Source organism: Cobetia sp. MB87, from assembly GCF_011319755.1.
In the GTDB taxonomy this organism is placed as follows: domain Bacteria; phylum Pseudomonadota; class Gammaproteobacteria; order Pseudomonadales; family Halomonadaceae; genus Cobetia.
Map to the genome: position 1 here is coordinate 275,115 of NZ_VFBC01000007.1, position 24,814 is coordinate 299,928.

Here is a 24,814-nt window from a genome sequence, read left to right on the forward strand (position 1 = left end):
AGACATGACCCCTGCACGACGCCCGAATGCCACTGGGGGTGTCGTCCATCCCTGACAGGCCGCGCGCTACTCGCCGCCTGGCGGGCATGCTAGGCTGCTCGGGCTTCCGGATTGGAGAAACAGATGCACCTTCACGTCATCGGTATTTGCGGTACCTTCATGGGCTCTCTGGCGCTGCTGGCGCGCGCGCGCGGTCATCGCGTCACGGGGAGCGATGCCAACGTCTATCCGCCCATGAGCACACAGCTGGCCGAGGCCGGTATCACCCTGATGGAAGGCTATGCGGCCGACAATCTCGTCCCCGCGCCTGACCTCACGGTGGTCGGCAATGCCGTCTCGCGCGGCAACCCCGAAGTCGAGGCGCTGCTCGAGCGCGGGTTGGCCTATACCTCCGGCCCGCAATGGCTGTGTGACGAGGTGTTGACCGGTCGTCCGGTGATCGCCATCGCCGGCACCCACGGCAAGACCACCACCGCGACCATGACCGCCTGGATTCTCGAATGTGCGGGTCGCACGCCGGGCTATCTGATCGGTGGCGTGCCGCCGCAGCTGGGGGATTCCGCGCGTATCGGCGACCCGCAGGCGCCCTTCGTGGTCGAGGCCGATGAGTACGACACGGCCTTCTTCGACAAGCGCTCCAAGTTCGTGCATTACCGTCCGCGCATCGCCGTGCTCAACAATCTCGAGTTCGACCACGCCGACATCTTCCCGGATCTCGCCGCCATCGAGCGTCAGTTCCACCATCTGGTGCGCACCGTGCCGGCTGGCGGCAAGCTGGTGGTCGCAGCGGACGCCGTCGCCGGTGCCGAGGCGCTGGAACGCGTGCTGGATCAAGGCTCCTGGACGCCGGTGACGCGCTTCGGCGATGAGAGCGGTATCGAGAACGCCGGTGGCGACTGGCGCTATCGTCTGATCAGTAACGATGGCAGCCACTTCGCGCTGGCGGCGCCGGCCGCCGTGTCCGGCGAGGCGGACCGCTTCATCGAGTGCCAGTGGGCGATGCGCGGACGCCACAACGTGGCCAATGCCTGTGCCGCGGTGGCCGCTGCCGTCGAGTGTGGCGTGAGTGTCGAGGCGGCGCTGGAGGCGCTCGCGCGCTTCGCGCCGCCCAGGCGTCGACAGGAGCTGCGCGGTGAGGTAGCGGGCGTCAAGGTCATCGATGATTTCGCGCACCACCCGACCGCCATCGCCACCACGCTCGAGGGCCTGGCGCCGGGCGTGGCGGCCGAAGGGCAGGGCGGTCGCCTGTGGGCGGTGATCGAACCGCGCTCCAATACCATGAAGCTTGGCACCATGAAGGCGCGTCTGCCGGCTTCGGTGACCGCGGCCGACCGCGTCAGCTGGTTCGCGGGCCCCAGCCTCGGCTGGTCATTGGACGAGACGGTCAGTGAGTGCCGCGCGCTCGGCGTGGAAGCTGAGGTGGAGCAGGACCTCGACGCCCTGATCGCGAAGATCGCCAATCAATCCCGCGCCGGCGACTGGGTGGTGGTGATGTCCAATGGCGGCTTCGGCGGTATCCACGAGCGCCTTCTGGCGGCGCTGGCAGCACGCGAAGGTGAAGCATGAACACGCAAGCGACAGCCCCTGAGGGCGAATTCAAGTCGGCGGTTACCGTTGCGCTGACCGGTGCCTCCGGCGCCCAGTACGGCCTGCGCCTGATCGAGTGTCTGGTCGCGGCGGGTCATGAGGTGATGGTGATGGTCTCCAAGGCCGCGCACATGGTGATCGCCACCGAGACCGACGAGGAGCTGCCGGCCCGTCCGGCGCGCCTCACCGAGGTGCTCACCCAGCGCTACGACGCCAGGCCCGGTCAGATTCGCTGCTTCGGGCGCGAGGACTGGATGGCCCCGGTGGCCTCCGGCTCCGGCGCGCCGAGTGCCATGGTGGTGTGCCCGTGTTCCACCGGCTCGCTGTCCGCGATCGCGACCGGGGCCAGCAACAACCTCATCGAGCGCGCTGCCGATGTGGCGCTCAAGGAGCGTCGCACGCTGATTCTGGTGCCGCGCGAGACACCGTTCTCGGCCATTCACCTCGAGCATATGCTCACGCTGACGCGCATGGGCGCCGTCATCCTGCCCGCTGCGCCCGGTTTCTATCATCGCCCGCAGTCCCTCGATGACATGATCGACTTCATCGTCGCACGCATTCTCAACCAGCTGGGGATCGCGCATGCGCTGATGCCGCGCTGGGGCGAGGGGCATGTCAGCGGCGATTGAAGGGCGATCGGTCGATCCGCTCAGGGGAGAGTTCGTCGGTGAGAGCTTGTCAGAGGCATCCCTCTGGCACTGCATCAGATTGCGCAAGGAGAGCAGGGAATGCTGAATTGGTCATTGTTGTCGGTGTTCGTGCCGACGTTCTTTCTGGTCTCGCTGACGCCGGGCATGTGCATGACATTGGCGATGACCCTGGGCATGACCCAGGGCGTCAAGCGTACGCTGTGGATGATGGTGGGCGAACTGCTGGGCGTCGGGCTGGTGGCGGTGTCGGCGGTGATCGGCGTCGCGACCATCATGCTGCGCTATCCGATGGTGTTCTCGGCCTTCAAGCTGGCGGGGGGCGCCTACCTGGCCTGGCTGGGGATCCAGATGTGGCGTTCACGTGGCCGCCTGGCCCTGGGGGTAGCAGGGGAGGATGCGACGGCACCGCGCGCCTCGCGCCGTGCATTGGCCGCACAGGGCTTCGTCACCGCGATTGCCAACCCCAAGGGCTGGGCGTTCTTCATCGCATTGCTGCCGCCGTTTCTGGATGCCAGCCTGCCGCTGGCGCCGCAGCTGATCGCACTGGTCGGCATCATTCTGACGCTGGAATTCACCTGCCTGCTGCTCTATGCCGGCGGTGGCAGCAGCCTGGCGCGCTGGCTGGGGCGGGGCTCGCGAGTGCGGCTGATGAACCGCGTGGCCGGCACGCTGATGATCGGCGTGGGAATCTGGCTCGCGACCGGTTGATGTCGGCATGATCGAGCAAAGAATGTCAGCTTGTGAACACACCAAGGCCCGCCATTGGCGGGCCTTGGTGTGTTCAGGGGCGCGGCGCTGATTCAGCTGCGACTTCGAGTCAGCTGCGACTTCGAGTCAGCTGTGACTTCGGTTCAGCTGCGACGCTGATTCAGCTGCGACGCAGTGTCTCAAGCGCTGCCGCGGCCACGATGAAGCTACCGCCGACCAGTGTCAGCCAGGTGGGCACCTCGCCGAGAATCAACCATGCCAGCAATACGCCGTAGACGGGTTGCAGGCAGCCGATCATGCCGACGGTCTTGGCCTTGAGGCCACCGAGGGCAAAGGTCATCAGGGCATGCGGTGCTGCCGTGAAGACGATGGCCAGCACCAGCATGGCGATCCCCGTCGAGGGGCTGGCATCCATGATCTCGCCGGAGACGAATGGCAGCGTCAGCACCACGACGCCCAGCGCCTGCAGGCTCATCGACAGTACCGGGTTGAGGTGGCTGAGACGGTAGCGCACCAGCAGATTGCGCGCCGCGAACAACAGGCCCGAGAACACGCCCCATAACACTCCCGCCAGGCTGTCGCCCTGCGCGCTGCTGTCGCCGCCTGGGACAAGCAGCCAGACGCCGATGCAGACCAGCCCCGCTGCCGCCAGATCCTTCGCTTTCAGGCGCGTGCCTTCCACCCAGGGTTCCAGCAGCACGATGAAGATGGGGTAGGTGAACAGCGCCAGCATGCCGGTGGCCACGGAAGACACCTGCATCGAGTGAAAGTAGCTCACCCAGTGCGCGGCCATCAGCGCGGCGGCGATGCCCAGCAAGAGCCAGTCGCGCCCGCTCAGGCGCAGCGAGACATGCCACTTCAGGCGCGCCAGCCACAGCAGGAACAGTCCCGCCAGCAGGCTGCGCCAGGTGGTGATGTCGAGCGCCGAGAGGGGCACCCCTTTCGAGAACAGCGCCGTACCGCCGAGCAGCGCGATGCCGAGATGAATCGACATCAGCGCCTGGGGCTGGTTGGCGGGAGGGGCAGCAGGGCCGGGCATGAGGTTCCTCGTCATCAGGGGGAGTGACAAAGCCGCCATCTCAGACGGCTCATCGGTTTACAGCGTTATCACGGCAACGTTATCGCGACGGCCTGAGCGGCAGCAGTCTGATCACGACAGCCTAGAGCGGCAGCCAGGCGAAGCGTGCCGCCAACAGCAACAGACTCGCCATGCTCAACCACAGCAGCGGGGCTGGCGAGTCGAGGGGGCGCGAGGGCTGACGCACGAAGGCGGGATAGCTGATGCGCACCAGTGCACAGACCAGCAGCCCCAGGCAGGCACCGCCCAGCACATCGCTGAGGTAGTGGACGCCAAGCGTGATGCGTGACAGGCCGACAAGCGTACAGGCGGCGATGGCTGCCCAGTAGATCCAGCGGCGTCGTGAGGATGGCTGGCGCTCGGCAATGAAGGCGGCGGCCAGTCCGAACACTGCCACGCTGCCGGCGGCATGGGCGCTGGGAAACGACATCGAGCCTTCCAGGAAGGCGGGGGTATCCGGGCGCGGGCGCTGGATCAGATACTTGAGCACGGTATTGGCGCTGGCGATCCCCAGCCAGGCGGCCGTCAGATGCAACCACACCGCGTGGCGGCCCTTGAGCAGCAGCCATACCAGCCACGGAGCCACGAGCGCCGCCAGGCCGGTGCCATCGGCGAGGCGAGACAGCCCCAGGCTTGCCTCGCGCAGCCAGTCCTGGGGCATCAGTGAGGTGAGGCTTGCGGCCAGCGAGGCGGCCACGCGGTCGATCCACCACGGCTCGGGATGGGCCAGCACCGCCAGGCTCATGGCGGGCACGCTGATCACCGCGAAGATCAGCAGTGCCATCGAGGCGAGCGGGAATTCGCCCTCGGGGTCGGGATGACGCAGCTGCCACCACAGACGCCGCCCGGAGGGGCTGCGACGCATGCGGCGAGCCAGCCAATGATAGAGGCGGCCCTCGCGGCCCAGCTGGCGGCGCAGGAAGGAGAAGGCGAAGGCACAGGCGATCAGTCCGCTGGCCAGGCCGACCAGCAGGCCATCGGCCCCTTCCGGCAGGGTGAACAGTGACTGCCAGGTCTGGCCCAGCAGATAGCCCGGCAGCAGGTAGGCCGGTGCCCAGGCCAGTGCCGAGAGACCATTGACCAGGAAGAAGCGTGCCGGCGGCATGTCGAGCATACCGGCGACCAGCGGGATGATCGGGCGCACCGGACCGACGAAGCGTCCGAAGGCGATCGACCAGCTGCCGTGGCGATGAAAGAACTGCTGACCGTGCTCGATCCACTCGGGATGGCGCGAGAAAGGCCAGCGGCCGGGCAGTTGATCGCGATAGCGGATGCCCAGCCAGAAACTCACGCCATCGCCGATGATGGCGCCCAGCGCCCCGGCGGCCAGCAGTATCGGCAGCGAGAGTTCGAGATGGCCGGCCAGTGAGGCACCGGCGGTGAGAATGACCACGCCCGGCACCAATAGGCCGATGATGGCGAGAGATTCAAGCAGTGAGACCAGGCCGATGACGGCGACAAGGGCTGCCGGGTGATCGCTCAGCGTGGTCATCAGGGTGTCGATCATCACGCTGGGATTCAGCCAATGCAGCAGTGACGCAAGGGTGTCGCTCATTCATTGAGATCCATCAGGGCAAGCTGGCTGGCCAGCAGGCGTTGCTCGAGTTTCTGGGTGGTGTCATCGGCCTTGTACGTCACCAGGCGCGCGCGGGCAATGATGGAGCCGGTTTCCGGCTGTGTGGCCGCTGCCAGCGCCGCGGTCAGGCGCTCGCGCATGATCAGCGCTCCGGCCTCGCCGGTATTGGGCAGCATCAGCCAGAAGGACGACTTGTCGCTGCGACACAGCAGGTCGCCCTGGCGCGAGACCTCCTGCATCACGTCGCAGGCCATCGCCAGGCATTCGACGCGCCTGTCTTCGCCGAACTGCTCGCCGAGCATGTCCAGTTGCGGCAGATAGACGACCAGAATGCTGAACGGTTGGTCCAGCGCCCGCGCACGCGCCGCCTCACTGATCAGTCGTTGCTGACCGGTACGCGCATTGAAGGCATTGCATTCGGTTTCCTCGCTGGCGGTCAGGCTCATGACACCTGCCTGCAGGCTGTTGATGACGAACGGCTGGCTGGCCACCAGCAGCAGACACAGGTAGCGCAGTACCTCGCCGAAGTTGTCTTCCTGCTGGCCCAATAGCCATAGCCACAGCGGTGCCAGCACCAGATTGAGCAACATCGCCGGTGCCAGGGGCAACAGCAGCAATGTCAGCACGCTGGGCAGCCCCAGCCACAGCGACATGCCCGGATAGGTGCCCGGCGCCTCGAGTGCCAGCATCAGATAGCTGGCGATCAGCGTCAGGTAGGAAGGCAGCGGCTGCTCATCATCGAGGTGATTGAGGCCGGCGGCAATCGCCATCAGCAGGGTAGCCAGCACGGGGGTCAGGATATGCTCGAAATCGCCGACCAGGTAGCGCCACAGGGCGTAGGTGGCGATCACCGCGGCGGCCAGCAGCATGATCAGTGTCTTGCGATTGGCGAGTTCCCGGCGCTCGCGATGGGCCAGACTGTGCAGAGGAGACATCAGTGATCATTCCCCCGCGACGGTGCCACGGCGACCTTGTCTGCCGCGCTGGCCTGTTTGAGGGTGCCTCGCCCGGCATCTGACGGGACGTTGTCTGTCGAGGTTTCGTCTGTTGAGGCATCGGCAGGCTTGCGAGGCAGTGGCGCCAGCAGGGTGATCGGCTGCGTTTCATCACTCAAATGGGCGCTGAGGCGCTTGAGGTCCAGCGCGCTGGGATCACTGTCGTTGAGGGGCTGCACGCGGGCGCGGACCGGCATCGCGAGATGCTCGATCAACTGGCGACGGCGCAGACTGGCCATGCGCTCGCCGCGGGTGACCAGCAGGACGGCCAGTGCCCCGTCATCGAGCTGGTAGCGGGTCTCATGCGGCAGCGCGGCACTGTCGAGGGTGTTCATCAGGCGACGGTTGGCCAGACGACCGGTCTTGACCGGTGCGAGCAGGATCAATTCGATATGGATCTCCTCGCGATCGGCACGGGCAATTTCCCGCGGCAGGTCGCGCATCAGCTGGTATTGTGACCAGATCGCGCGGCTGGAATCACGCCGGCCACGACGTTCCAGCTGCATCCAGACCTGCTGCTGGCGTCGCCCACCGATGGCACCGAGCGCCATCAGAGTCGCGGTGATGCCGATGCCAAGACTCAGCCAGTCGCTGCCCAGCTGGCTGAGCGCCACCCAGGTGGTGACCAGTCCGATCAGTGCGCAGGCCGGGGCCAGCCAGCGCGGGCGCGGATAGAGCAGCAGGACGGCGAAGCCCCACAGCCACATCAGGTGCTGTTGCGGGGCCAGCAATACCAGTGCACTCATGATCAGCGCGACGCTGAGCATCACCAGCGTGCGGAACCAGCGTAGGGTAAACAGCTCGTGGGCGAGAGAGACCACCAGCAACATCGTGCCGCCCACCGCCAGCAACAGGGCAGTGAGCGTCAGACCGATACTGATCTGTCGTGCCGCTTCCAGCAGCAGCAATACAGAGCCGAGCAGACAGACGAACTGACTGAGACGGACTTTGAACTTGATCTCCATGGTGACTTATATTGGCACCTTTGCCGTGGATGGCGCGAAATCGGCCGAATTCCCTGGCCGAACGGTCTGTGACGTGGGCATTGCCGACACGTTTGCAAGATGCGACGGTGCTCCGATCATGCAACGTCGCCTGCAATAATGGCAGCATACCCCAAACGGCGAGTGACACTAGTGTCTACGCCTCCAAGGCCTATACGGCTGGCCTTCGCATCAGGCCTTCACGTCAGGGCTTCATGGCGAAATGTCCCCCCGCGGCGCCCGGCGGATGATGTAATGAGCACGTGGACACTGACAACCAGCGAGATTAGGCACATGAGTGAGCAGGGCAAGCACGACACCACGGACGTCGTGGCGTACATGAATCGTCTGGGGCATGCAGCGCGCGCGGCAAGCGTCGTGATGCGTCGCGTTGACAGCGGCATCAAGAATCGTGCTCTGCAGACCATGGCGCGTCTGATCGATGAGCGTCGCGAGGCACTGGCGGAGGCCAACGCCGAGGACCTGACGCGTGCACGCGCCAATGGGCTCTCGGAGGCGATGGTCGATCGTCTCGCGCTGACGCCGGCGCGTATCGACGGCATGATCGAGGGGCTCGAGCAGGTCGCGGCGCTGCCGGACCCGGTCGGCGAGGTCGATGGTCTGCGCTCGCGTCCGAGCGGCATTCAGGTCGGCCACATGCGCGTGCCGCTGGGCGTGATCGGCATCATCTTCGAGTCACGTCCCAACGTGACCATCGAGGCGGCCAGCCTGTGTCTGAAGTCCGGCAATGCCTGCATCCTGCGCGGTGGCTCCGAGGCCGCGTCCAGCAACCGTGCGCTGAGCGAGATCATCAGCGAGGCATTGGTGCTCTCCGGGCTGCCAGCCACGGCAGTCCAGGTCGTCGCCACCACGGACCGCGCCGCGGTCGGTGAGCTGATCGCGATGCCCGAGTTCGTCGATGTCATCATCCCGCGCGGTGGCAAGAGCCTCATCTCGCGTATCTCGCGTGATGCGCGCGTGCCGGTCATCAAGCACCTCGATGGCATCTGTCACGTCTATATCGATGCCACGGCTGACCTGGCGATGGCGGTCCGGATCGCCGAGAACGCCAAGACCCACCGCTACGGCACCTGCAACACCATGGAGACCCTGCTGGTCGATGCGCCGGTTGCCGCCGAGGTCCTGCCGCGTATCGCCGAGCGTCTGGCGGCACATGAGGTCGAGATTCGTGGTTGCGAGCGCACCCGTGAAGTGCTGCCGCAGGCCGTGGCCGCCAGTGCGGAAGACTGGGATACCGAATACCTGGCACCGATTCTGGCGATTCGTGTCGTGGATGGCGTGGATGAGGCGATGGCGCATATCGAGCGTCACAGCTCCGGGCATACCGAGGCCATCATCACCGAGAACTATGCGCTGGCGCGCCGTTTCATGGCGGAAGTCGATTCCAGCTCGGTGATGGTCAACGCCTCCACCCGCTTCGCCGATGGCTTCGAATATGGCCTGGGCGCCGAGATCGGCATCTCCACCGACAAGCTGCATGCGCGTGGTCCGGTCGGGCTTGAGGGCCTGACGACCCGCAAGTACATCGTGTTCGGTGATGGGCAGATTCGCCAGTGAAGGACCATGTCTCACCCGCCAAGGGGCAGGTCGCGCCCGAGCAGACCTTGACGAACGAGCAGGCCCTGTCCCCCGAGGCGCTGGAGGACACCCAGCGCCCCTTGAATGCCGATGGTCTCGCGCAGGAGCGTGAGGCCGTGCATCACGACACCGAGTCGGCACATGACTCGCGTTCAAGGACTGACACGGCAGCGGAGCCGAGCTTCGAGGGCTGTCTCGGCCCGGTGCCGCGTGTCGCCATGCTCGGCGGTACCTTCGATCCCATTCATCACGGCCATCTGCGCAGTGCCATCGAGCTGCGCGAAGCGCTGGGGCTGGACCATGTACTGCTGGTGCCTTCGCATCAGCCGCCGCATCGCGCCGCGCCCGGCGTCAGCAGTGATCAGCGTCTGGCGATGCTGGAAGCCGCGATAGAGGGAGAGCCGGGTCTCAAGGCCGATGGGCGTGAGTTGCTGCGCGATGGCCCCTCCTACAGTGCCGACACCCTGGCCAGTCTACGTGCCGAATATGGCCCGCAGGCGCGGCTGGTGATGGCGATCGGCCATGACGCCTTCCTCAAGCTCGGGGACTGGCATGCCGCCGATCGTCTGTTCGATGAAGCCCACGTGGTGGTGATCGAGCGGCCTGACCATGATGCACCGCTGCCCCGGGCGCTCGAAGCGCTGATCCAGGGGCGCGAGGTCGACTCGGTGGCGGCCTTGATGGCGCGCCCGGGCGGCCACCTGTTGCGCCTGTCATTGCCGACGCGCATGGCCATCAGTGCCACCTTCGTGCGTGAGCGCCTCGCGCTGGGTGACAGCGTGCGCTACCTGTTGCCGGAAGCGGTGATCCGTCATATCGAGGCGCATGGCCTCTATTGTCCGTCCTCGTCCTGAAGTGTCCGTCATCGACCTGAGCCCGTAATCGAACTGAACCCATCACTGAGCTGAGCCCATCATCAAGCTGAGCGTTGTGGCTCTGAACGTCATGTCGCGTGCGAGCGTGGCATCATGAGAGAGTGCGCCGGCGCAGTGATCCCGCATCGCCGTGCGTGGCGCCACTTTGGCGAGTAAATGACGATGCCCATAGGCGCGCGCATCGCCAACGGGTAGAATGCGCCCCCTGCCGAACAAACTCCCGAGGAATCATGCAGACCGAAGCTCTTAAAAACCTGGTTGTCGACGCCCTTGAAGAACTCAAGGCCCAGGAAATCAGCGAGATCAATGTCTCCAAGCTGACCAGCGTCACCGATGTGATGGTGATCGCGACCGGTACGTCCAGCCGCCATATCTCCGCGTTGGCCAACAACGTGCAGGTCACCGTGAAAGAAGCCGGCGTCAAGCCGCTGGGCTGTGAAGGCGACAACGGTTCCGACTGGGTGCTGCTGGATCTGGGCGATGTCGTCGTCCACGTCATGCTGGCCGAAACCCGTGCCCTGTACGACCTCGAGCGCCTGTGGAGCGATCTGCCCCGCGAAACGCGTGAAGAGTACGAGCAGAGCCATTGATCCTGCCAGCCTGACCCGACGGGTTGCTCGTCGGGGCATGCCAACCGCGCGTTGTGTCCTTGCCGGTCGCGATGTCGCGGGCAGGGAGTATCCGATGGAAGGACCGCGGGCTTGCCCGTCGTTCTGACACAGCACGGGACAGGACATGAAGATCCGAGTTTTGGCGGTCGGGCAGAAGATGCCGGACTGGGTGGAGAAGGGTAGCCGGGAATATCTCAAGCGCATGCCGCGGGATTTTTCGCTTGAGTTCATCGAGCTGGCGCCCGGCAATCGCGGCAAGAATGCGGACATCGCCCGTGCCATGGCCAGTGAAGGCGATCGGATGCTTGAAAAACTCAAGGGAAATGAACATGTTGTCGCCCTTGATGTCCTAGGTAAGGCCTGGAGTACCGAGCAGCTTGCCCAGCATGCCGATGATTGGCGGCTGGGAGGGCGAGACGTGGCCATCCTCATCGGTGGCCCGGATGGGCTCGACCCACGCCTGCTGGCACGTGCCGATCAGCGCTGGTCGCTCTCGGCACTGACGCTGCCGCACCCCCTGGTGCGCATCGTGCTGGCGGAACAGCTTTACCGCGCCTGGACATTGCTGGTCGGGCACCCCTATCACCGGTAAGCGCCTGCCGCTTGCGACACGACACTGGTTGCGAGACCCGCCATGCGCCAACGCCGGGCGACGATAAAGAATCCTCAACAGGAAGTGCGGATCTTTCGCCTTCGCAGCATCGTGGCTGCCGGCCTTGTGCTGGTGCTGGCCGGGTGTCTGCTGGCGCGGCTGCTCTTCCTGCAGGTCGTGGAACACGACATCTATACGACGCGCTCGGACAAGAACCGTGTGCGTGTCGAGCCCTTGCCGCCCACGCGCGGCTTGATCTATGACCGCAATGGTCAGCTGCTCGCCGAAAACCGCCCCAACTACAATCTCACCATCGTGCGCGAACGCGCCGGTGATCTCGAGACGACGCTTGAGCGCCTGGTCGAGATTCTCGATCTGCCGCCCGATGAAGTCGAAGACTTCAAGGAACGCTCGCGTCAGCGTCAACGTCCCTATCAGCCCGCCCTGTTGATGAGTGAGTTGAGTCAGGAGCAGATCGCACGTCTGGCCGTCAATCGCTATCGTCTGCCCGGCGTCGAGGTCGAGGCGCAGCTGCTGCGCTACTACCCGGATGCCAAGCCGTTGTCGCATACCCTGGGGTATGTGGGGCGCATCAATCAGGCTGAGCTCAAGACCCTCGACAAGGGCAACTATTCGGGCACCCACTTCATCGGCAAGACCGGTATCGAGCGCTTCTATGAAGAGGCGCTGCACGGTCAGGCGGGCCTGCGCAAGGTGGAAACCAATGCGCGGGGTCGCGTGCTGCGTGAGCTGTCGCGGATCGATCCGGTGCCGGGCAAGGACCTGACGCTGACCATCGACCGCGGTCTGCAGGATCTCGCCTATCGGCTGCTCAAGGGGCGACGTGGTGCCATCGTGGCCATCGAGCCCGAGACGGGCGACATTCTGGCGATGGCCTCCGTGCCGGGCTTCAACTCCAACGAGTTCGTCACCGGCATCAGCGTCAAGAGCTATCGCGCGCTGCAGAATGATATCGACCTGCCGCTGTTCAATCGTGCCATTCGCGGCCAATACCCGCCGGCCTCGACCGTGAAGCCCTTCATGTCGCTGGCGGGGCTGGAGAACGGTGCCATCACCACCAGCACCACCTTCTACGATCCCGGCTATTTCCAGCTGCCCAATGACAGCCACAAGTATCGCAACTGGCTGCGCTGGGGGCATGGGCGCGTCAACATGCGGCGTGGCATTGCGGTGTCCAATGACACCTTCTTCTACAACGTCGCCTACCGTCTGGGGATCGATCGCATCAGCGAGTACATGCACAAGTTCGGCTTCGGTGAGCAGATGGCGCTGGACGTGCAGGGCGCGCTGCCCGGCCTGATGCCGTCCAAGGAATGGAAGCGCAATCGCTACGACAAGCCCTGGTACCCCGGCGAGACCATCTCCATCGGTATCGGTCAGGGCTACTGGCTTGCCACGCCGTTGCAGCTCGCCTCGGCGGAGGCCGTGCTGGCCAATCGTGGCCGACACGTGACGCCTCACCTGGCCAAGCGCATCGGTGACGAGACGGTGTTGCTGCCCCGAAGCGAGGAAAAGCCGGATGTAGTGCTGGACAACCCGGCGTGGTGGGACGATGTCATCGCCGCGCTCGAGGACGTGGTCAGCGGACGAGAAGGTACGGCGCGCAAGTATGTCGGCCCCGGGCTCAAGTACCGCATGGCCGGCAAGTCCGGTACCGCGCAGGTCTTCACCCTCGGTCAGGACCAGAAATACAACGGCAAGGAGCTCGCGGAGCGTCTGCGTGACCACGCCCTGTTCGCCGCCTTTGCGCCGGTCGAGCATCCGGAGATAGCCGTTTCCGTGGTGATCGAGAACGGCCAGGGTGGCAGCTCCGTGGCAGGTCCGATGGCGCGCGCCGTCACCGATTACTGGCTGTTGCCGCGCATTGATCCCGAGGCGCGTGAGGCGGCGCTTACGCTGGCTGCCGCTCTGGCACCCCCGGAAGTACCGGCGGGCGAGGGTGAGCAAGGAGAGAATGATGCCGACTGATTACCAGCGCTCGATGCGAGGTGTAGGGGGAGATCTCAGTCATCGCCGCCGCACCAGTCTGTGGGAGCGTATCCACCTCGACCCCTGGCTGTTGCTGTTGCTGCTGGCCGTGCTCGGCTGCGGGCTGATCGTGCTCTACAGTGCCAGCGGCCAGGATATCGACTTCACGCTGCGCCAGGCCTCACGCCAGGCGCTGGCACTGGTGATCATGATCGGGCTTGCCCAGCTGTCACCCGCAACGCTTTATCGCTGGGCGCCGGTCGTCTATGGCGCCGGCTTCCTGATGCTGGTGGCGGTGGAGGTGCTGGGGGATGTCGGCATGGGCGCCCAGCGCTGGCTGGTCATTCCCGGGGTGGTGCGCTTTCAGCCCTCTGAGCTGATGAAGCTGGCAATGCCGATGATGGTGGCCTGCTGGCTCGGGCAGCGCCCGTTGCCCCCTCGCTGGCGCGACCTGGCCATCTGCGCCGTGATCATCGTCGCGCCGGTGCTGCTGATCGCGCGCCAGCCGGACCTCGGCACCTCGTTGCTGGTGGCGGCGGCGGGCGTGTTCGTGATCCTGCTGGCAGGGCTTTCCTGGAAGCTGATCGCCTTCTTCGGCGCCTTGATCGCCTCGGCATTGCCACTTCTGTGGATGGTGATGCACGACTATCAACGCCGCCGTGTGCTGACATTCCTCAATCCGGAGTCTGACCCGCTCGGCGCGGGTTGGAACATCATCCAGTCCAAGACGGCCATCGGCTCGGGCGGCATCTTCGGCAAGGGCTATACCCTGGGGACCCAGTCCCAGCTCGAGTTCCTGCCGGAGCGCCATACCGACTTCATCGTCGCGGTCATCGGGGAGGAATTCGGCCTGATCGGCATGAGCTTCTTCCTGGGGCTCTACGTGCTGATCGTGCTGCGCGGGCTGGTGATGTCCAACAATGGCCAGGACAGTTTTGCACGGCTGACGGGGGGCGCGATCATCCTGACGTTCTTCGTCTACGTCTTCGTCAACATCGGCATGGTATCGGGTATCTTGCCGGTCGTTGGCGTCCCGTTGCCGCTGGTCAGTTATGGTGGGACCTCCAGCGTGACCTTGTTGGCAGGCTTCGGTATTCTCATGAGCATTCATACCCACCGGCGCCTATTGTCGCGATGACGTGGCGGCCAGTTGCCGAGTGGCAAGGACATTCGCGAGCCAAGCTCGCAGACAGGCAAGGAGAGAGTCGATGACGGTGATCAATGCGCGTGGGCGACGTCTGAAGCACTGGGGCGCAGCCCTGGTGATGGTGGCACCGCTGCTGGGAATGTCAGGCATGGCCAAGGCGGCGCCTGATGGCTTCGCCCCGGCGACTCACCCGGAAACGGCCAAGCTGGTCGACGAACTGGTGGCCAAGGGGCTGGATCGCGATCGCGTGACTGAGCTGATGAACCAGGCCGATTACAGCCAGAAAGTGCTGGATGCCATGTCGCGCCCGGCGGAAGGTCATCTGCGCTGGGACCAGTACCGCGCCATCTTCATGAAGGAATCCCGCATCGAGGCCGGGGTGAAGTTCATCGCCGAGCATCGCGAGACCTTCGACCGTGCCCAGGCCGAGTATGGCGTGCCACCGGAAGTCATCGCCGCGATCATCGGCGTCGAGACCTTCTTCGGCAAGCACACCGGCACCCATCGGGTGATCGATTCGCTCTCGACGCTGGCCTTCGATCATCCGCGACGTGGCACCTTCTTCCGGGGTGAACTGGCCGCCTTCCTGCAGCTGACCCTGGAGCAGGGCATCGACCCGCTCTCGATCAAGGGCTCCTATGCCGGCGCGATGGGCTATCCGCAGTTCATCCCCACCAGTTATCAGGCCTATGCGGTCGATTTCGATGGTGATGGCGTGCGGGATCTGTGGCATAACCCAGTCGATGCCATCGGCAGTGTCGGCAACTACTTCGCGCGTCATGGCTGGAAGGCCGGTGCGCCGGTGGTCAGCGCCGCGGATGGCCCCGGCACTCCGCCGTCCTCCGTCACCTTCAACAAGACCAAAAAGCCGTACATGAGCGTTTCCGCGCTCGAGGCGGCCGGTGTCCAGGTGGCAGGCGACGTGGCCGGCAATACCCAGGTGATTCCGTTGGCGCTGGACCTGAAGCAGGGCTATCGCTACGCCGTTGGTTACGACAACTTCTACGTCATCACGCGCTACAACCACAGCCACATGTATGCGATGGCCGTGGATGAGCTGTCCCGGGCGATCAAGCGTCGTCTCGAGGACGGAGGTGCGGGATGAGCTGGTCACGCGCGCTACCGCTGACCCTTGCGCTTGCCCTGCTGGCCGGGTGTGCCAGCAGTGGGGGTGGCACCCAGGTCAGTGATGGTGCCTCGGCGAGCACGGGCAAGAAGGCCGGCAAGAATGGGCGTTACGAGATGGACAGCGATGCCTATCCCGATGATGCGCCGGATGTCTCGGCAGTGCCCGATGAAGTGCCCCGTGTCGAACCCTATACCCGCAGCGGCAACCGCAGCGAGTATGAGGTATGGGGCAAGACGTATCACGTGATGGATGATCCGCGCGGTTACGTGGCCGAGGGCACTGCTTCCTGGTACGGCAAGAAGTTTCATGGCTACGCCACCGCCAGTGGCGAGATCTATGACATGTACACCATGACGGCGGCTCACAAGTCGCTGCCATTGCCGACCTATGCGCGTGTCACCAATCTGGACAACGGCAAGCAGGTCATCGTCAAGGTCAACGATCGCGGCCCCTTCCATGAAGACCGTCTGATCGACCTGTCCTACAGCGCGGCGTGGCGACTGGACATGCTGGGCCATGGCACCGGGCATGTGCGTGTCGAGACCCTCGATGCCACGACCTGGAAGCCGGGCCCGAGCCCGACCCAGGGCACGGCTGAATCCGAGCGCCTGCTGGCGCGCAGCCAGGCGGTACGCCGCGAGCAGGGCATTGCCGGACTTGACGAGATGGAGGCAACTGCCGGTTCCGTGGCCTCGAGCGCTTCTGGCGCGAGCGTTGCCGCCAAGCCCGTGGTAGCCTCTGCTGCGCCGAGCAGCACGTCCTCCGTGGCGAACGGGGAAGCTACCTTCCTGCAGGTTGCGGCGGTCAGTGATCTGAGCAAGGCCGACAGCATTCGCGCCAGCGTCAGCTCCCGTCTGGGACGACCGACCCGCGTGCTGGGTAGCGGCGACCTCTACAAGGTTCAGGTCGGCCCGCTGGAAGACAATGTCCGTATTGAATCGCTCAAGTCGGCGCTGGCCGATGCTGGCTATGCCGGAGCCTTCAGCGTCACGGCAGAGCGATAAGGGCCGCAGGCCCGTTTTCATCCATCATGCGCTTCGTGAAGAGGCGCAACATGGCCGAGGCGCAAGCCTCGGCTTATGCATGAGTGTCAAAGAGATTCCAACATGTCCCTGAAAGCCCGACTTCTTCCTCTTCGGCGTCGATTCTCCGCGCTGATGGCGGCCAGCGGCATTGCGCTGTTCGCAGGCGTTGCCGCCACCCCGGCCCATGCCATCGAGACGGATACCCTGATTCCGGCGGCACCGCAGCTGGCGGCATCTTCCTGGATCCTGATGGATGCCAATTCCGGGCGCATCCTGGTCGAGCACAACGCCGACAAGCGCCTGCCGCCGGCCAGTCTGACCAAGATGATGACGGCCTACCTGGTCGAGAGCGAGATCGACGACGGCAAGCTGAGCCCGGACGAAGACGTGCGCATCAGCGTCAATGCCTGGAAGACTGGTGGCTCGCGCATGTTCATCCGCGAAGGCACCAGTGTCACCGTCGATGACCTGCTGCACGGTGTCATCATCCAGTCCGGCAACGACGCCAGCGTCGCGCTGGCCGAGCGCATCGGCGGCAGCGAGGGCTCCTTTGCCGACCTGATGAACCAGCACGCCAAGCGTCTGGGCATGAAGAACACCCACTACATGAACGCTACTGGCCTTCCGCACGCGGAGCATTACTCCACGGCGCACGACCTGGCGATTCTGGCGCGTCGCATCATCAAGGATTATCCGGATCACTACGAGATCTATTCCCAGAAGTACTTCACCTGGAATGGCATCAAGCAACCGAACCGCAACAAGCTGCTGTGGCGTGACAAGGACGTCGATGGCCTGAAGACCGGCCACACCGAAGAAGCCGGCTACTGCCTGGTGGCATCCGCCAAGAAGGAAGATACCCGCCTGATCAGTGTCGTGATGGGGACCAAGTCCGAAGAGGCGCGTGCGCAGGAATCCCAGAAGCTTCTGACCTACGGCTTCCGCTACTTCGAGAGCAAGAAGCTCTATGACAAGGGCGCGGTACTCAATCAGGCGCGTGTCTGGGGTGGCGAGAAGGACCAGGTGCGTCTGGGCATGGCTCAGGATGTCTTCCTGACCGTGCCGAGTGGCCAGGCTGACAAGCTGACCGCGCGTCTTGATCTCAAGGACACCATCAAGGCCCCGGTTCAGGCCGGCGAGCAGTACGGTACCCTGCAGATCAAGCTGGACGACAAGGTGCTGGCCGAAGAGCCGCTGGTCGCACTGGAGCCGGTGGAGCAGGGCGGTCTGTTCAAGCGTCTGTGGGATGCCCTGATGCTGTTCTTCCACGGCCTGTTCAACTGAGTCAGTCGTCTGGTTGCGTGAAGTGACGCGGCCGATGACATGATTCAGTGATGGAAGTGGGGCGCGCGCTGGCGGTGCCAGGCGCGCGCCCCTGAATATCGCGGTCGTGTACTCAACAAAGGGCGATCCGGCTGACGGATCGCCCTTTGTTGAGTAGAATGGTCGGAAATAGAGTTACCTGAAGGGCTATCCCCATGGCCAAGACGCCAGCAGCTGGTGGGCAGACGCCCCCGAAGATTGAATTCCCGTGTGATTTCTCCCTCAAGATCGTCGGCACCGCCGCAGAAGATCTCGTCGAAGTGGTCTGCAATATCCTGGAAGTGCATGCGCCGGGCTTCGATGCGACGGCCATCACCTGGCAGGACAGCAAGAACGGCAACTATCGCAGCATCCGTGTGGTGATCCGTGCCACCGGTACCGATCAGCTGGATGCGCTGCACCGTGACCTCAAGGCCACCGGTCGCATCCATATGGTGCTGTGATCCAGGCATGAAACGCTGGATTTCCTTGTCTTGCGCCTTGATGACAGGAGCGCATGCATGAACACGATTCACGTCTACCACCTCGGCCTCAAGGCCTATGATGAAGTGTGGTCGGCCATGCGCCACTTCACTGATACGCGTGCGGCCGATGCGCCTGACGAGCTGTGGGTGGTGGAGCACCCGCCCGTCTTTACCCAGGGCCAGGCGGGCAAGCCGGAGCATCTTTTGATGCCGGGCGACATTCCGGTGGTGCAGACCGACCGTGGCGGGCAGGTGACCTATCATGGGCCCGGCCAGCTGGTGCTCTACCCGCTGCTCAACGTCAAGCGGGGTGGCATCGGCGTTCGCCAGCTGGTGACGGCGCTGGAAGAGACGGTAGTGGCGGCGATGGCCGAGCATGGCATCGAGGCCTATCCACGTCCGGACGCGCCTGGCGTCTATGTAAAGAAGTCGGCGCAGCGTGGCGATGACCCGCGTCGTTCGATGGAAGAGGCCAAGATCGCCTCGCTGGGACTGCGCATCCGGCGTGGTTGCAGCTTCCATGGCGTGGCGATCAATCTGGACATGGACCTCGCGCCCTTCGGGCGCATCAATCCCTGCGGCTATGCCGGCATGGCGATGACCCAGCTGCGCGATCTCGTTCGCGCACCGGTGGATCTCGCCAGCGAGCGTGACCGCCTGGTGCGTTGTCTGGGCGCAAGCCTGGGCGATGTGACCCTGACTCCGGTGAGCGGCCTGCCCGCGGCACTGGCTGACATTTCTCGAACAGCAGGACAGAACTGATGACCGAGACCATCGCTACCACGAAGCCCGCTCCCTCCGCTGCTCCTGCCCGCAAGGAGCGTGGCGTGAAGCTGCGCGGCGCCGAGAAGGTTGCCCGCATTCCGGTCAAGGTGATTCCCACCGAGACCTTGCCCAAGAAGCCTGACTGGCTGCGTGTGCGCATGCCGGCCTCGCCGGAAGTCACGCGCATCAAGCAGACGCTGCGCAAGCACGGCCTGCACACGGTCTGTGAAGAAGCCTCGTGCCCGAACTTGGGCGAGTGCTTCAGCGGCGGCACCGCAACCTTCATGATCATGGGTGACATCTGCACCCGTCGTTGCCCATTCTGCGACGTGGCCCACGGTCGTCCCAACGCGCTGAACGCCGACGAGCCGCGCGAGCTGGCCGAGGCCATCGCCGAGATGCGCCTGAATTACGTCGTCGTGACCTCCGTCGACCGTGATGACTTGCGCGACGGTGGCTCCAACCACATCGCCGAGTGCATCCGCGAGATTCGCGAGAAGTGCGATGGCACCGAGATCGAAGTGCTGGTACCGGACTTCCGTGGCCGCATGCAGGTCGCGCTGGACGTGCTCGAGCAGACGCCGCCGGACGTCTTCAACCACAACCTGGAAACCGTGCCGAGCCTTTACCGTCGCGTGCGTCCGGGGGCCGACTACCAGTGGTCACTGGATCTGCTCAAGGGCTACAAGGAGCGTCGTCCGGAAGTGAAGACCAAGTCCGGTCTGATGCTGGGTGTCGGCGAGACTGATGAGCAGGTGCTCGAGGTCATGCAGGACCTGCGCAACCACGGCGTCGACATGCTGACCCTGGGTCAGTACATGCAGCCGTCGCGCAACCACCTGCCCATCGATCGTTGGGTGCACCCGGACACCTTCGACTGGCTCGGCCAGAAGGCGCGCGAGATGGGCTTCTCGCATGTCGCCTCCGGCCCGCTGGTGCGCTCTTCCTATCACGCCGACAAGCAGGCGCACGGTGTGGAAGTGAAGTAAGCCGCACTGCTGACATGCCGTCAGCTGCCTTAACGAAAAAAAACCGCCATGGAGCTCGTCTCCATGGCGGTTTTTTCATGTGGCTTGCGCCGTCAGGAGGCTATGTTCATTGCTCGGTCGCCAGCGGCAGGCAGGCCACGCTGTGCCCGGGGATGGGCTCCATCGGTGCGCTGAAGTGCGCATTGAGCTCCGGCAGCAGCTCGCGCACGAAGCGCAGGAACAGCTCGGTGACCGGCGTGGGGTAGCGGTCCTTGGGGTAGACGGTGCACCAGCTGCGTCTGAGCGGGAAGCCCGGCAGAGAGGGCGAGGCCAGCAGGCCTGAGGCCAGCTCGAGCTGAACCGACAGTCGCGGCAGGATCGCCACGCCCAGGTGCGCCATCACGCCTTGCTTGATGGCCTCATTGGAGCCCAACTCGAGCGTATGGCGCAGCGAGACGCGCTCGCGTGCGGCGAACTCCTCGAAGGCGGTACGCGTGCCGGAACCGGGTTCACGCATCAGCATGTAGTACTGCGCGAGGTCTTCCAGGGTGATGCCCTTGACCTCCAGCAACGGATGACCGGGCCAGACCACGGGGATCAGCTCGTTGTCGAGAATCGGCATGAAGGCCAGGTTGGCGTCGTCCGGCACCATGCCCATGATCACCAGGTCATCGCGCCGCTCGGCGAGGCGCTCAAGCGCCTGACCGCGATTGCAGACGCGCAGGCGCACCGACACTTCCGGATACCGTGCCCGAAAGCGCGCCAGGATATGCGGCACCACGTACTGTGCCGTTGAGACGGCCGCCAGATTCAGCTCACCGCGGATGGTGCCGGCAATCTCCGACAGCTCCATCTGCAGGCTCGAGACCTCGCCGAAGATCGACTGCACCGAGTTCGCCAGGGCATCAGCCGCCGGCAGGATATGCAGCGTCTTGCCGGCATATTTGAACAGCGATTGCTCGAGTGCCTGCTCCAATTGACGAATCTGGGCACTGACGGCGGGTTGCGTCAGGCCAAGTTGCTCGGCCGCACGGGAGTAGGACTGCTGGCGATGAACCGCTTGGAACACCTGTAACTGTCTGAAAGTTAAGCGATTCAACAAGTTTGGACGCGACATGACACACCCAGTCATAAGGTTTTACTTATAGATTGGCAAAAAAATATCAACTTTTCTATTGGTCTCTCGCTGGGTAGCGTGGAACGCATGCTACCTCGTGTCTGTCAGCGCCGTTGTCGCGTCTGGCGGTCAATGACAAGCGCACGACCAGAGCACCACAACAAGATCACGCGTCACGTCCGGGAGAGTCACCATGTTTCGCAAGTTGCTGATTGCCAACCGAGGGGAAATCGCAGTGCGCATTGTACGCGCCTGTGCCGAGATGGACATCCGCTCAGTCGCTGTCTACACCGAACCTGACCGTTTCTCCTTGCACGTCAAACGCGCCGATGAAGCGCATTTCATCGGCGAAGACCCGCTGGCCGGCTATCTGGATGCCCGCCGCCTGGTCGATCTCGCGCGCGAGACCGGCTGTGACGCCATCCATCCGGGCTACGGATTCCTGTCGGAGAACGCCGAATTCGCGGCCATCTGTGAAGCGGCGGGTATCGCCTTCGTGGGGCCGGCCAGCAGTGTCATCGCCCGCATGGGTGACAAGACCCAGGCCCGCGATGCCATGAAGGCGGCCGGCGTGCCGGTGACGCCGGGCTCGGCCGGCAATCTGGCCGATGTCGAGGAAGCGCTGAGTGTCGCCGAGCAGGTCGGCTACCCCGTCATGCTCAAGGCTACCTCAGGCGGTGGGGGGCGCGGTATCCGGCGTTGTGATGATGCTCATCAGCTTGAGCAGGCCTGGGGGCGCGTGATCTCGGAAGCCACCAAGGCCTTCGGCAGTGCCGATGTGTTCCTCGAGCGTTGCGTGGTCGACCCGCTGCATATCGAGGTGCAGATTCTGGCTGACAATCACGACAACGTGATTCATCTGTTCGAGCGTGACTGCTCCATCCAGCGTCGCAATCAGAAGCTGATCGAGATCGCCCCCAGTCCGCAGCTCACACCGGAGCAGCGCTCCTACGTCGGTGAGATGGCGGTACGTGCCGCCCGCGCCGTCGGCTATCGCAATGCCGGTACCGTGGAGTTTCTGGTCAAGGGCAACGAGATCTACTTCATGGAGATGAACACTCGCGTGCAGGTGGAGCACACCATCAGCGAGGCCATCACCGGCGTGGACATTGTCCGTGAGCAGATCCGCATCGCCTGGGGCCACAAGCTGGCCTTCCGTCAGGAAGACATTCGCCATCACGGCTATGCCATCCAGTTCCGCATCAATGCCGAGGACCCCAAGAACGACTTCCTGCCAAGCTTCGGACGCATCACGCGCTACTACGCGCCGGGCGGGCCTGGCGTGCGTACCGATACCGCGATCTATACCGGCTACACCATCCCGCCGTATTTCGATTCCATGTGTCTGAAGCTCATCGTGTGGGGGCTGACCTGGGAAGAGGTCATCAACCGTGGTTCACGTGCCCTCAATGACATGCGTCTGCAGGGCGTCAAGACCACGGCGCCGTACTATCAGGAAATCCTCAAGCACCCTGATTTCCGCAACGCACACTTCGATACCGGCTTTGTGGCTGCCCACCCGGAATTGACCCAGTACTCGGTCAAGCGCCTGCCGGAGCAGACAGCGCTGGCGATCGCGGCGGCCATCGCGGCCCATGCCGGTCTCTGATGCGTACCTGATGCCCCTGATGTCGTGAATCTTCCCTGAGCTTCCCCCGGTTCACGTAGCCAACAATTAAAAGGACCCCAGACATGACAGCTGCAACCCCCAACACCAACGCCGTCGATCATGCCGATCGCGTCAAGGTCACCGAAGTCGTGCTGCGCGATGGCCACCAGTCATTGATCGCGACCCGCATGCGCACCGAGGATATGCTGCCGATTGCCGCGCGCCTCGATCAGGCCGGTTTCTACAGCCTCGAAGTGTGGGGCGGCGCGACCTTCGATGCCTGCGTGCGTTTCTTGAAGGAAGACCCCTGGGCGCGCCTGAAGGCGCTCAAGGAAGCCATGCCCAACACCCCGCTGCAGATGCTTCTGCGCGGCCAGAACCTGCTCGGCTATCGTCACTACGCCGATGATGTGGTGGAGGCCTTCGTCGAGCGCGCCGCGGCAGGTGGCATCGATATCTTCCGTGTCTTCGATGCCCTGAATGACCTGCGCAACATGGAAACCGCCATGCGCGCGGTCAAGAAGGCCGGCAAGCACGCCCAGGGCACCATCTGCTACACCGTAAGCCCGGTGCATACGCTGGAGATGTATGTCGAGCAGGCGCGCAAGCTGGTCGAGATGGGGGCCGATTCCATCGCCATCAAGGACATGGCCGGCCTGCTGACGCCGTACGCCACCTATGATCTGGTCAGCGCGCTGGTCGAGGCGGTCGAGGTACCGATCCACCTGCACAGCCACGCCACGGCAGGCCTGGCGCCGCAGTGCCAGATCAAGGCCGTCGAGGCGGGCTGTCGCCACATTGACACCTGCATCTCGGCCTTCGCCGGCGGCACCAGCCATCCGGCCACCGAATCCTTCGTGGCCTCGCTGCGCGGCACCCAGTGGGATACCGGCCTTGAGCTGGAGTCGCTGCGTGAGATCGGCGATTACTTCCACGAGGTACGCCGCAAGTATTCGGCCTTCGAGAGCGAATTCACCCGTGAGGATGTCTCGGTCCAGATCAGCCAGATCCCCGGCGGCATGATGTCGAACCTGGCCAGCCAGTTGAAGGAGCAGAACGCCCTGGAGCGCATCCGCGAGGTCTTCGATGAGATTCCGCGTGTGCGTGCCGATCTCGGCTATCCGCCGCTGGTCACTCCGACCTCGCAGATCGTCGGCACCCAGGCGGTACTCAACGTGCTGACCGGCGAGCGCTACAAGAGCATCACCAATGAAGTGAAGCGCTACCTGCAGGGCGGCTATGGCCAGGCGCCGGCACCCGTCAATGAAGAAGTCCGCTCGCGTGCCATCGGCAATGCGCCGGTGGAAGTCGGGCGCCCGGCCGACCTGCTCACCCCGGAGATGACGCGCCTCACCGACGAGCTGGGCGAGCTGGCCGAGTCCCCCGAGGACGTGCTGACCTTCGCCATGTTCCCGGAACTGGGACGTGACTTCCTCAGTGAGCGTCGCGCCGGCACCCTCACGCCGGAAGTCATTCCCCAGGGCGAGGCGGAGCGTCCGGTGACCTCTGGCGTGCCGACCGAATTCGTCATCGACGTGCACGGCGAGTCCTACGCGGTGCAGATCACCGGTGTCGGCGGTGCCAAGGGCAGCAAGCGTCACGTCTACCTGACCCTGGACGGCATGCCGGAAGAGGTGGTGTTCGAGGCCAAGGACGATTACGTGGCAGGCGGCCAGAGCGGCGGACGTGCCAGCGCCTCGGCGCCGGGCCATGTCACCACCGCGATGCCGGGCAACATCGTCGAGGTGCTGGTCGCGGTCGGTGACAGCGTCACCGCGGGTCAGTCGGTGCTGATCAGTGAGGCGATGAAGATGGAGACCGAGATCGCCGCGCGTGTCGACGGTACCGTCAAGGCCATTCATGTCGTGCGTGGCGATCGTGTGACGCCGGGGGAAGTGCTGATCGAGATCGCGTGATGCCAGCGGCGGCGAGGTTGCAAAATCTGGTCACCGTCACCATCTGACAGCTATACGATCACTAGGGGCGGCCGGGCACCTTCGAGGCCCTGCCGTCCTTTTTTGCGG

The 24,814-nt window shown here is 64.3% G+C and carries 22 protein-coding genes; 17 read left to right on the forward strand and 5 right to left on the reverse strand.

Translation table 11 applies throughout. The features are described 5' to 3' along the window. The first annotated feature begins 123 nt into the window (after positions 1–123). The 3 genes from mpl (at position 124) to CDPAHKCJ_RS07275 (ending at position 2,945) form a co-directional block, all read left to right on the forward strand. Positions 124–1,566 carry a UDP-N-acetylmuramate:L-alanyl-gamma-D-glutamyl-meso-diaminopimelate ligase gene (gene mpl, locus CDPAHKCJ_RS07265; RefSeq protein WP_166019244.1) on the forward strand — a complete coding sequence of 481 codons (1,443 nt, stop codon included), beginning with the start codon at positions 124–126 and terminating at the stop codon, positions 1,564–1,566. Next, positions 1,563–2,216, forward strand: coding sequence for a flavin prenyltransferase UbiX (locus CDPAHKCJ_RS07270; protein ID WP_166019245.1), 654 nt, complete (start codon positions 1,563–1,565; stop codon positions 2,214–2,216). Before mpl ends, CDPAHKCJ_RS07270 begins: the two co-directional genes overlap by 4 nt. A gap of 99 nt (positions 2,217–2,315) precedes the next feature. After that, entirely contained in the window at positions 2,316–2,945 is a 630-nt protein-coding gene (locus tag CDPAHKCJ_RS07275; protein ID WP_166019246.1) for a LysE family translocator, read from the forward strand. A 160-nt stretch (positions 2,946–3,105) separates the two neighbouring features. Here the strand turns inward: CDPAHKCJ_RS07275 and CDPAHKCJ_RS07280 are convergent, their stop codons facing one another. From CDPAHKCJ_RS07280 to CDPAHKCJ_RS07295, 4 genes are all read right to left on the reverse strand, one after another. Further along, on the reverse strand, positions 3,106–3,984 hold the full coding sequence (locus CDPAHKCJ_RS07280) for a DMT family transporter (RefSeq protein ID WP_166019247.1): 879 nt from the start codon (positions 3,982–3,984) through the stop codon (positions 3,106–3,108). Between the two features lie 121 nt (positions 3,985–4,105). Further along, entirely contained in the window at positions 4,106–5,578 is a 1,473-nt protein-coding gene (locus tag CDPAHKCJ_RS07285; RefSeq protein ID WP_240916695.1) for a bifunctional DedA family/phosphatase PAP2 family protein, read from the reverse strand. Next, entirely contained in the window at positions 5,575–6,534 is a 960-nt protein-coding gene (locus CDPAHKCJ_RS07290; protein ID WP_166019248.1) for a diguanylate cyclase, read from the reverse strand. Before CDPAHKCJ_RS07290 ends, CDPAHKCJ_RS07285 begins: the two co-directional genes overlap by 4 nt. Further along, positions 6,534–7,559, reverse strand: a complete 1,026-nt coding sequence (locus CDPAHKCJ_RS07295) for a hypothetical protein (RefSeq protein WP_166019249.1) — start codon at positions 7,557–7,559, stop codon at positions 6,534–6,536. The genes CDPAHKCJ_RS07290 and CDPAHKCJ_RS07295 overlap by 1 nt, the downstream gene beginning before the upstream one ends. A gap of 312 nt (positions 7,560–7,871) precedes the next feature. On the opposite strand from CDPAHKCJ_RS07295, the gene CDPAHKCJ_RS07300 reads away from it, so the two are divergent. From CDPAHKCJ_RS07300 to lipA, 12 genes are all read left to right on the forward strand, one after another. Next, positions 7,872–9,155: a glutamate-5-semialdehyde dehydrogenase gene (locus tag CDPAHKCJ_RS07300; RefSeq protein ID WP_166019250.1), complete on the forward strand. Its 1,284-nt coding sequence runs from the start codon at positions 7,872–7,874 to the stop codon at positions 9,153–9,155. Positions 9,156–9,394: 239 nt separating this feature from the next. Further along, positions 9,395–10,030 carry a nicotinate-nucleotide adenylyltransferase gene (gene nadD / locus CDPAHKCJ_RS07305; protein WP_166019573.1) on the forward strand — a complete coding sequence of 212 codons (636 nt, stop codon included), beginning with the start codon at positions 9,395–9,397 and terminating at the stop codon, positions 10,028–10,030. Between the two features lie 251 nt (positions 10,031–10,281). Next, a complete protein-coding gene (gene rsfS / locus CDPAHKCJ_RS07310) occupies positions 10,282–10,641 on the forward strand; it encodes a ribosome silencing factor (protein ID WP_043331961.1) in 360 nt (119 codons plus the stop codon). Positions 10,642–10,786: 145 nt separating this feature from the next. Then, a complete protein-coding gene (gene rlmH, locus CDPAHKCJ_RS07315) occupies positions 10,787–11,254 on the forward strand; it encodes a 23S rRNA (pseudouridine(1915)-N(3))-methyltransferase RlmH (protein ID WP_043331959.1) in 468 nt (155 codons plus the stop codon). Between the two features lie 42 nt (positions 11,255–11,296). Continuing rightward, a complete protein-coding gene (mrdA, locus tag CDPAHKCJ_RS07320) occupies positions 11,297–13,243 on the forward strand; it encodes a penicillin-binding protein 2 (protein WP_166019251.1) in 1,947 nt (648 codons plus the stop codon). Continuing rightward, the gene (rodA, locus tag CDPAHKCJ_RS07325; protein ID WP_166019252.1) at positions 13,233–14,381 is read left to right on the forward strand and encodes a rod shape-determining protein RodA; all 1,149 of its coding nucleotides are present in this window, start codon (positions 13,233–13,235) and stop codon (positions 14,379–14,381) included. The genes mrdA and rodA overlap by 11 nt, the downstream gene beginning before the upstream one ends. 70 nt (positions 14,382–14,451) lie before the next feature. Then, positions 14,452–15,495: a lytic murein transglycosylase B gene (gene mltB, locus CDPAHKCJ_RS07330; RefSeq protein WP_240916696.1), complete on the forward strand. Its 1,044-nt coding sequence runs from the start codon at positions 14,452–14,454 to the stop codon at positions 15,493–15,495. Then, positions 15,492–16,523: a septal ring lytic transglycosylase RlpA family protein gene (locus CDPAHKCJ_RS07335; RefSeq protein ID WP_166019253.1), complete on the forward strand. Its 1,032-nt coding sequence runs from the start codon at positions 15,492–15,494 to the stop codon at positions 16,521–16,523. Before mltB ends, CDPAHKCJ_RS07335 begins: the two co-directional genes overlap by 4 nt. A 102-nt stretch (positions 16,524–16,625) precedes the next feature. After that, positions 16,626–17,828: a D-alanyl-D-alanine carboxypeptidase family protein gene (locus tag CDPAHKCJ_RS07340; protein ID WP_233593436.1), complete on the forward strand. Its 1,203-nt coding sequence runs from the start codon at positions 16,626–16,628 to the stop codon at positions 17,826–17,828. A 194-nt stretch (positions 17,829–18,022) separates the two neighbouring features. After that, positions 18,023–18,310, forward strand: a complete 288-nt coding sequence (locus tag CDPAHKCJ_RS07345) for a DUF493 domain-containing protein (RefSeq protein ID WP_043331948.1) — start codon at positions 18,023–18,025, stop codon at positions 18,308–18,310. A gap of 57 nt (positions 18,311–18,367) precedes the next feature. Then, positions 18,368–19,093, forward strand: a complete 726-nt coding sequence (gene lipB / locus CDPAHKCJ_RS07350) for a lipoyl(octanoyl) transferase LipB (protein WP_082388119.1) — start codon at positions 18,368–18,370, stop codon at positions 19,091–19,093. Next, entirely contained in the window at positions 19,093–20,085 is a 993-nt protein-coding gene (gene lipA / locus CDPAHKCJ_RS07355; protein WP_052384342.1) for a lipoyl synthase, read from the forward strand. The genes lipB and lipA overlap by 1 nt, the downstream gene beginning before the upstream one ends. A gap of 106 nt (positions 20,086–20,191) precedes the next feature. On the opposite strand, the gene CDPAHKCJ_RS07360 is transcribed toward lipA, so the two are convergent. Then, on the reverse strand, positions 20,192–21,181 hold the full coding sequence (locus tag CDPAHKCJ_RS07360; RefSeq protein ID WP_043331946.1) for a LysR family transcriptional regulator: 990 nt from the start codon (positions 21,179–21,181) through the stop codon (positions 20,192–20,194). 193 nt (positions 21,182–21,374) lie between these two features. Here CDPAHKCJ_RS07360 and CDPAHKCJ_RS07365 point away from each other — a divergent pair, with 193 nt between their 5' ends. Both CDPAHKCJ_RS07365 and oadA read left to right on the forward strand, forming a co-directional pair. Beyond that, complete coding sequence (locus CDPAHKCJ_RS07365) at positions 21,375–22,790, forward strand: acetyl-CoA carboxylase biotin carboxylase subunit (RefSeq protein ID WP_043331944.1); 1,416 nt, start codon at positions 21,375–21,377, stop codon at positions 22,788–22,790. An 83-nt stretch (positions 22,791–22,873) separates the two neighbouring features. Further along, positions 22,874–24,706, forward strand: coding sequence for a sodium-extruding oxaloacetate decarboxylase subunit alpha (gene oadA / locus CDPAHKCJ_RS07370; RefSeq protein ID WP_166019254.1), 1,833 nt, complete (start codon positions 22,874–22,876; stop codon positions 24,704–24,706). Positions 24,707–24,814: the final 108 nt, after the last annotated feature.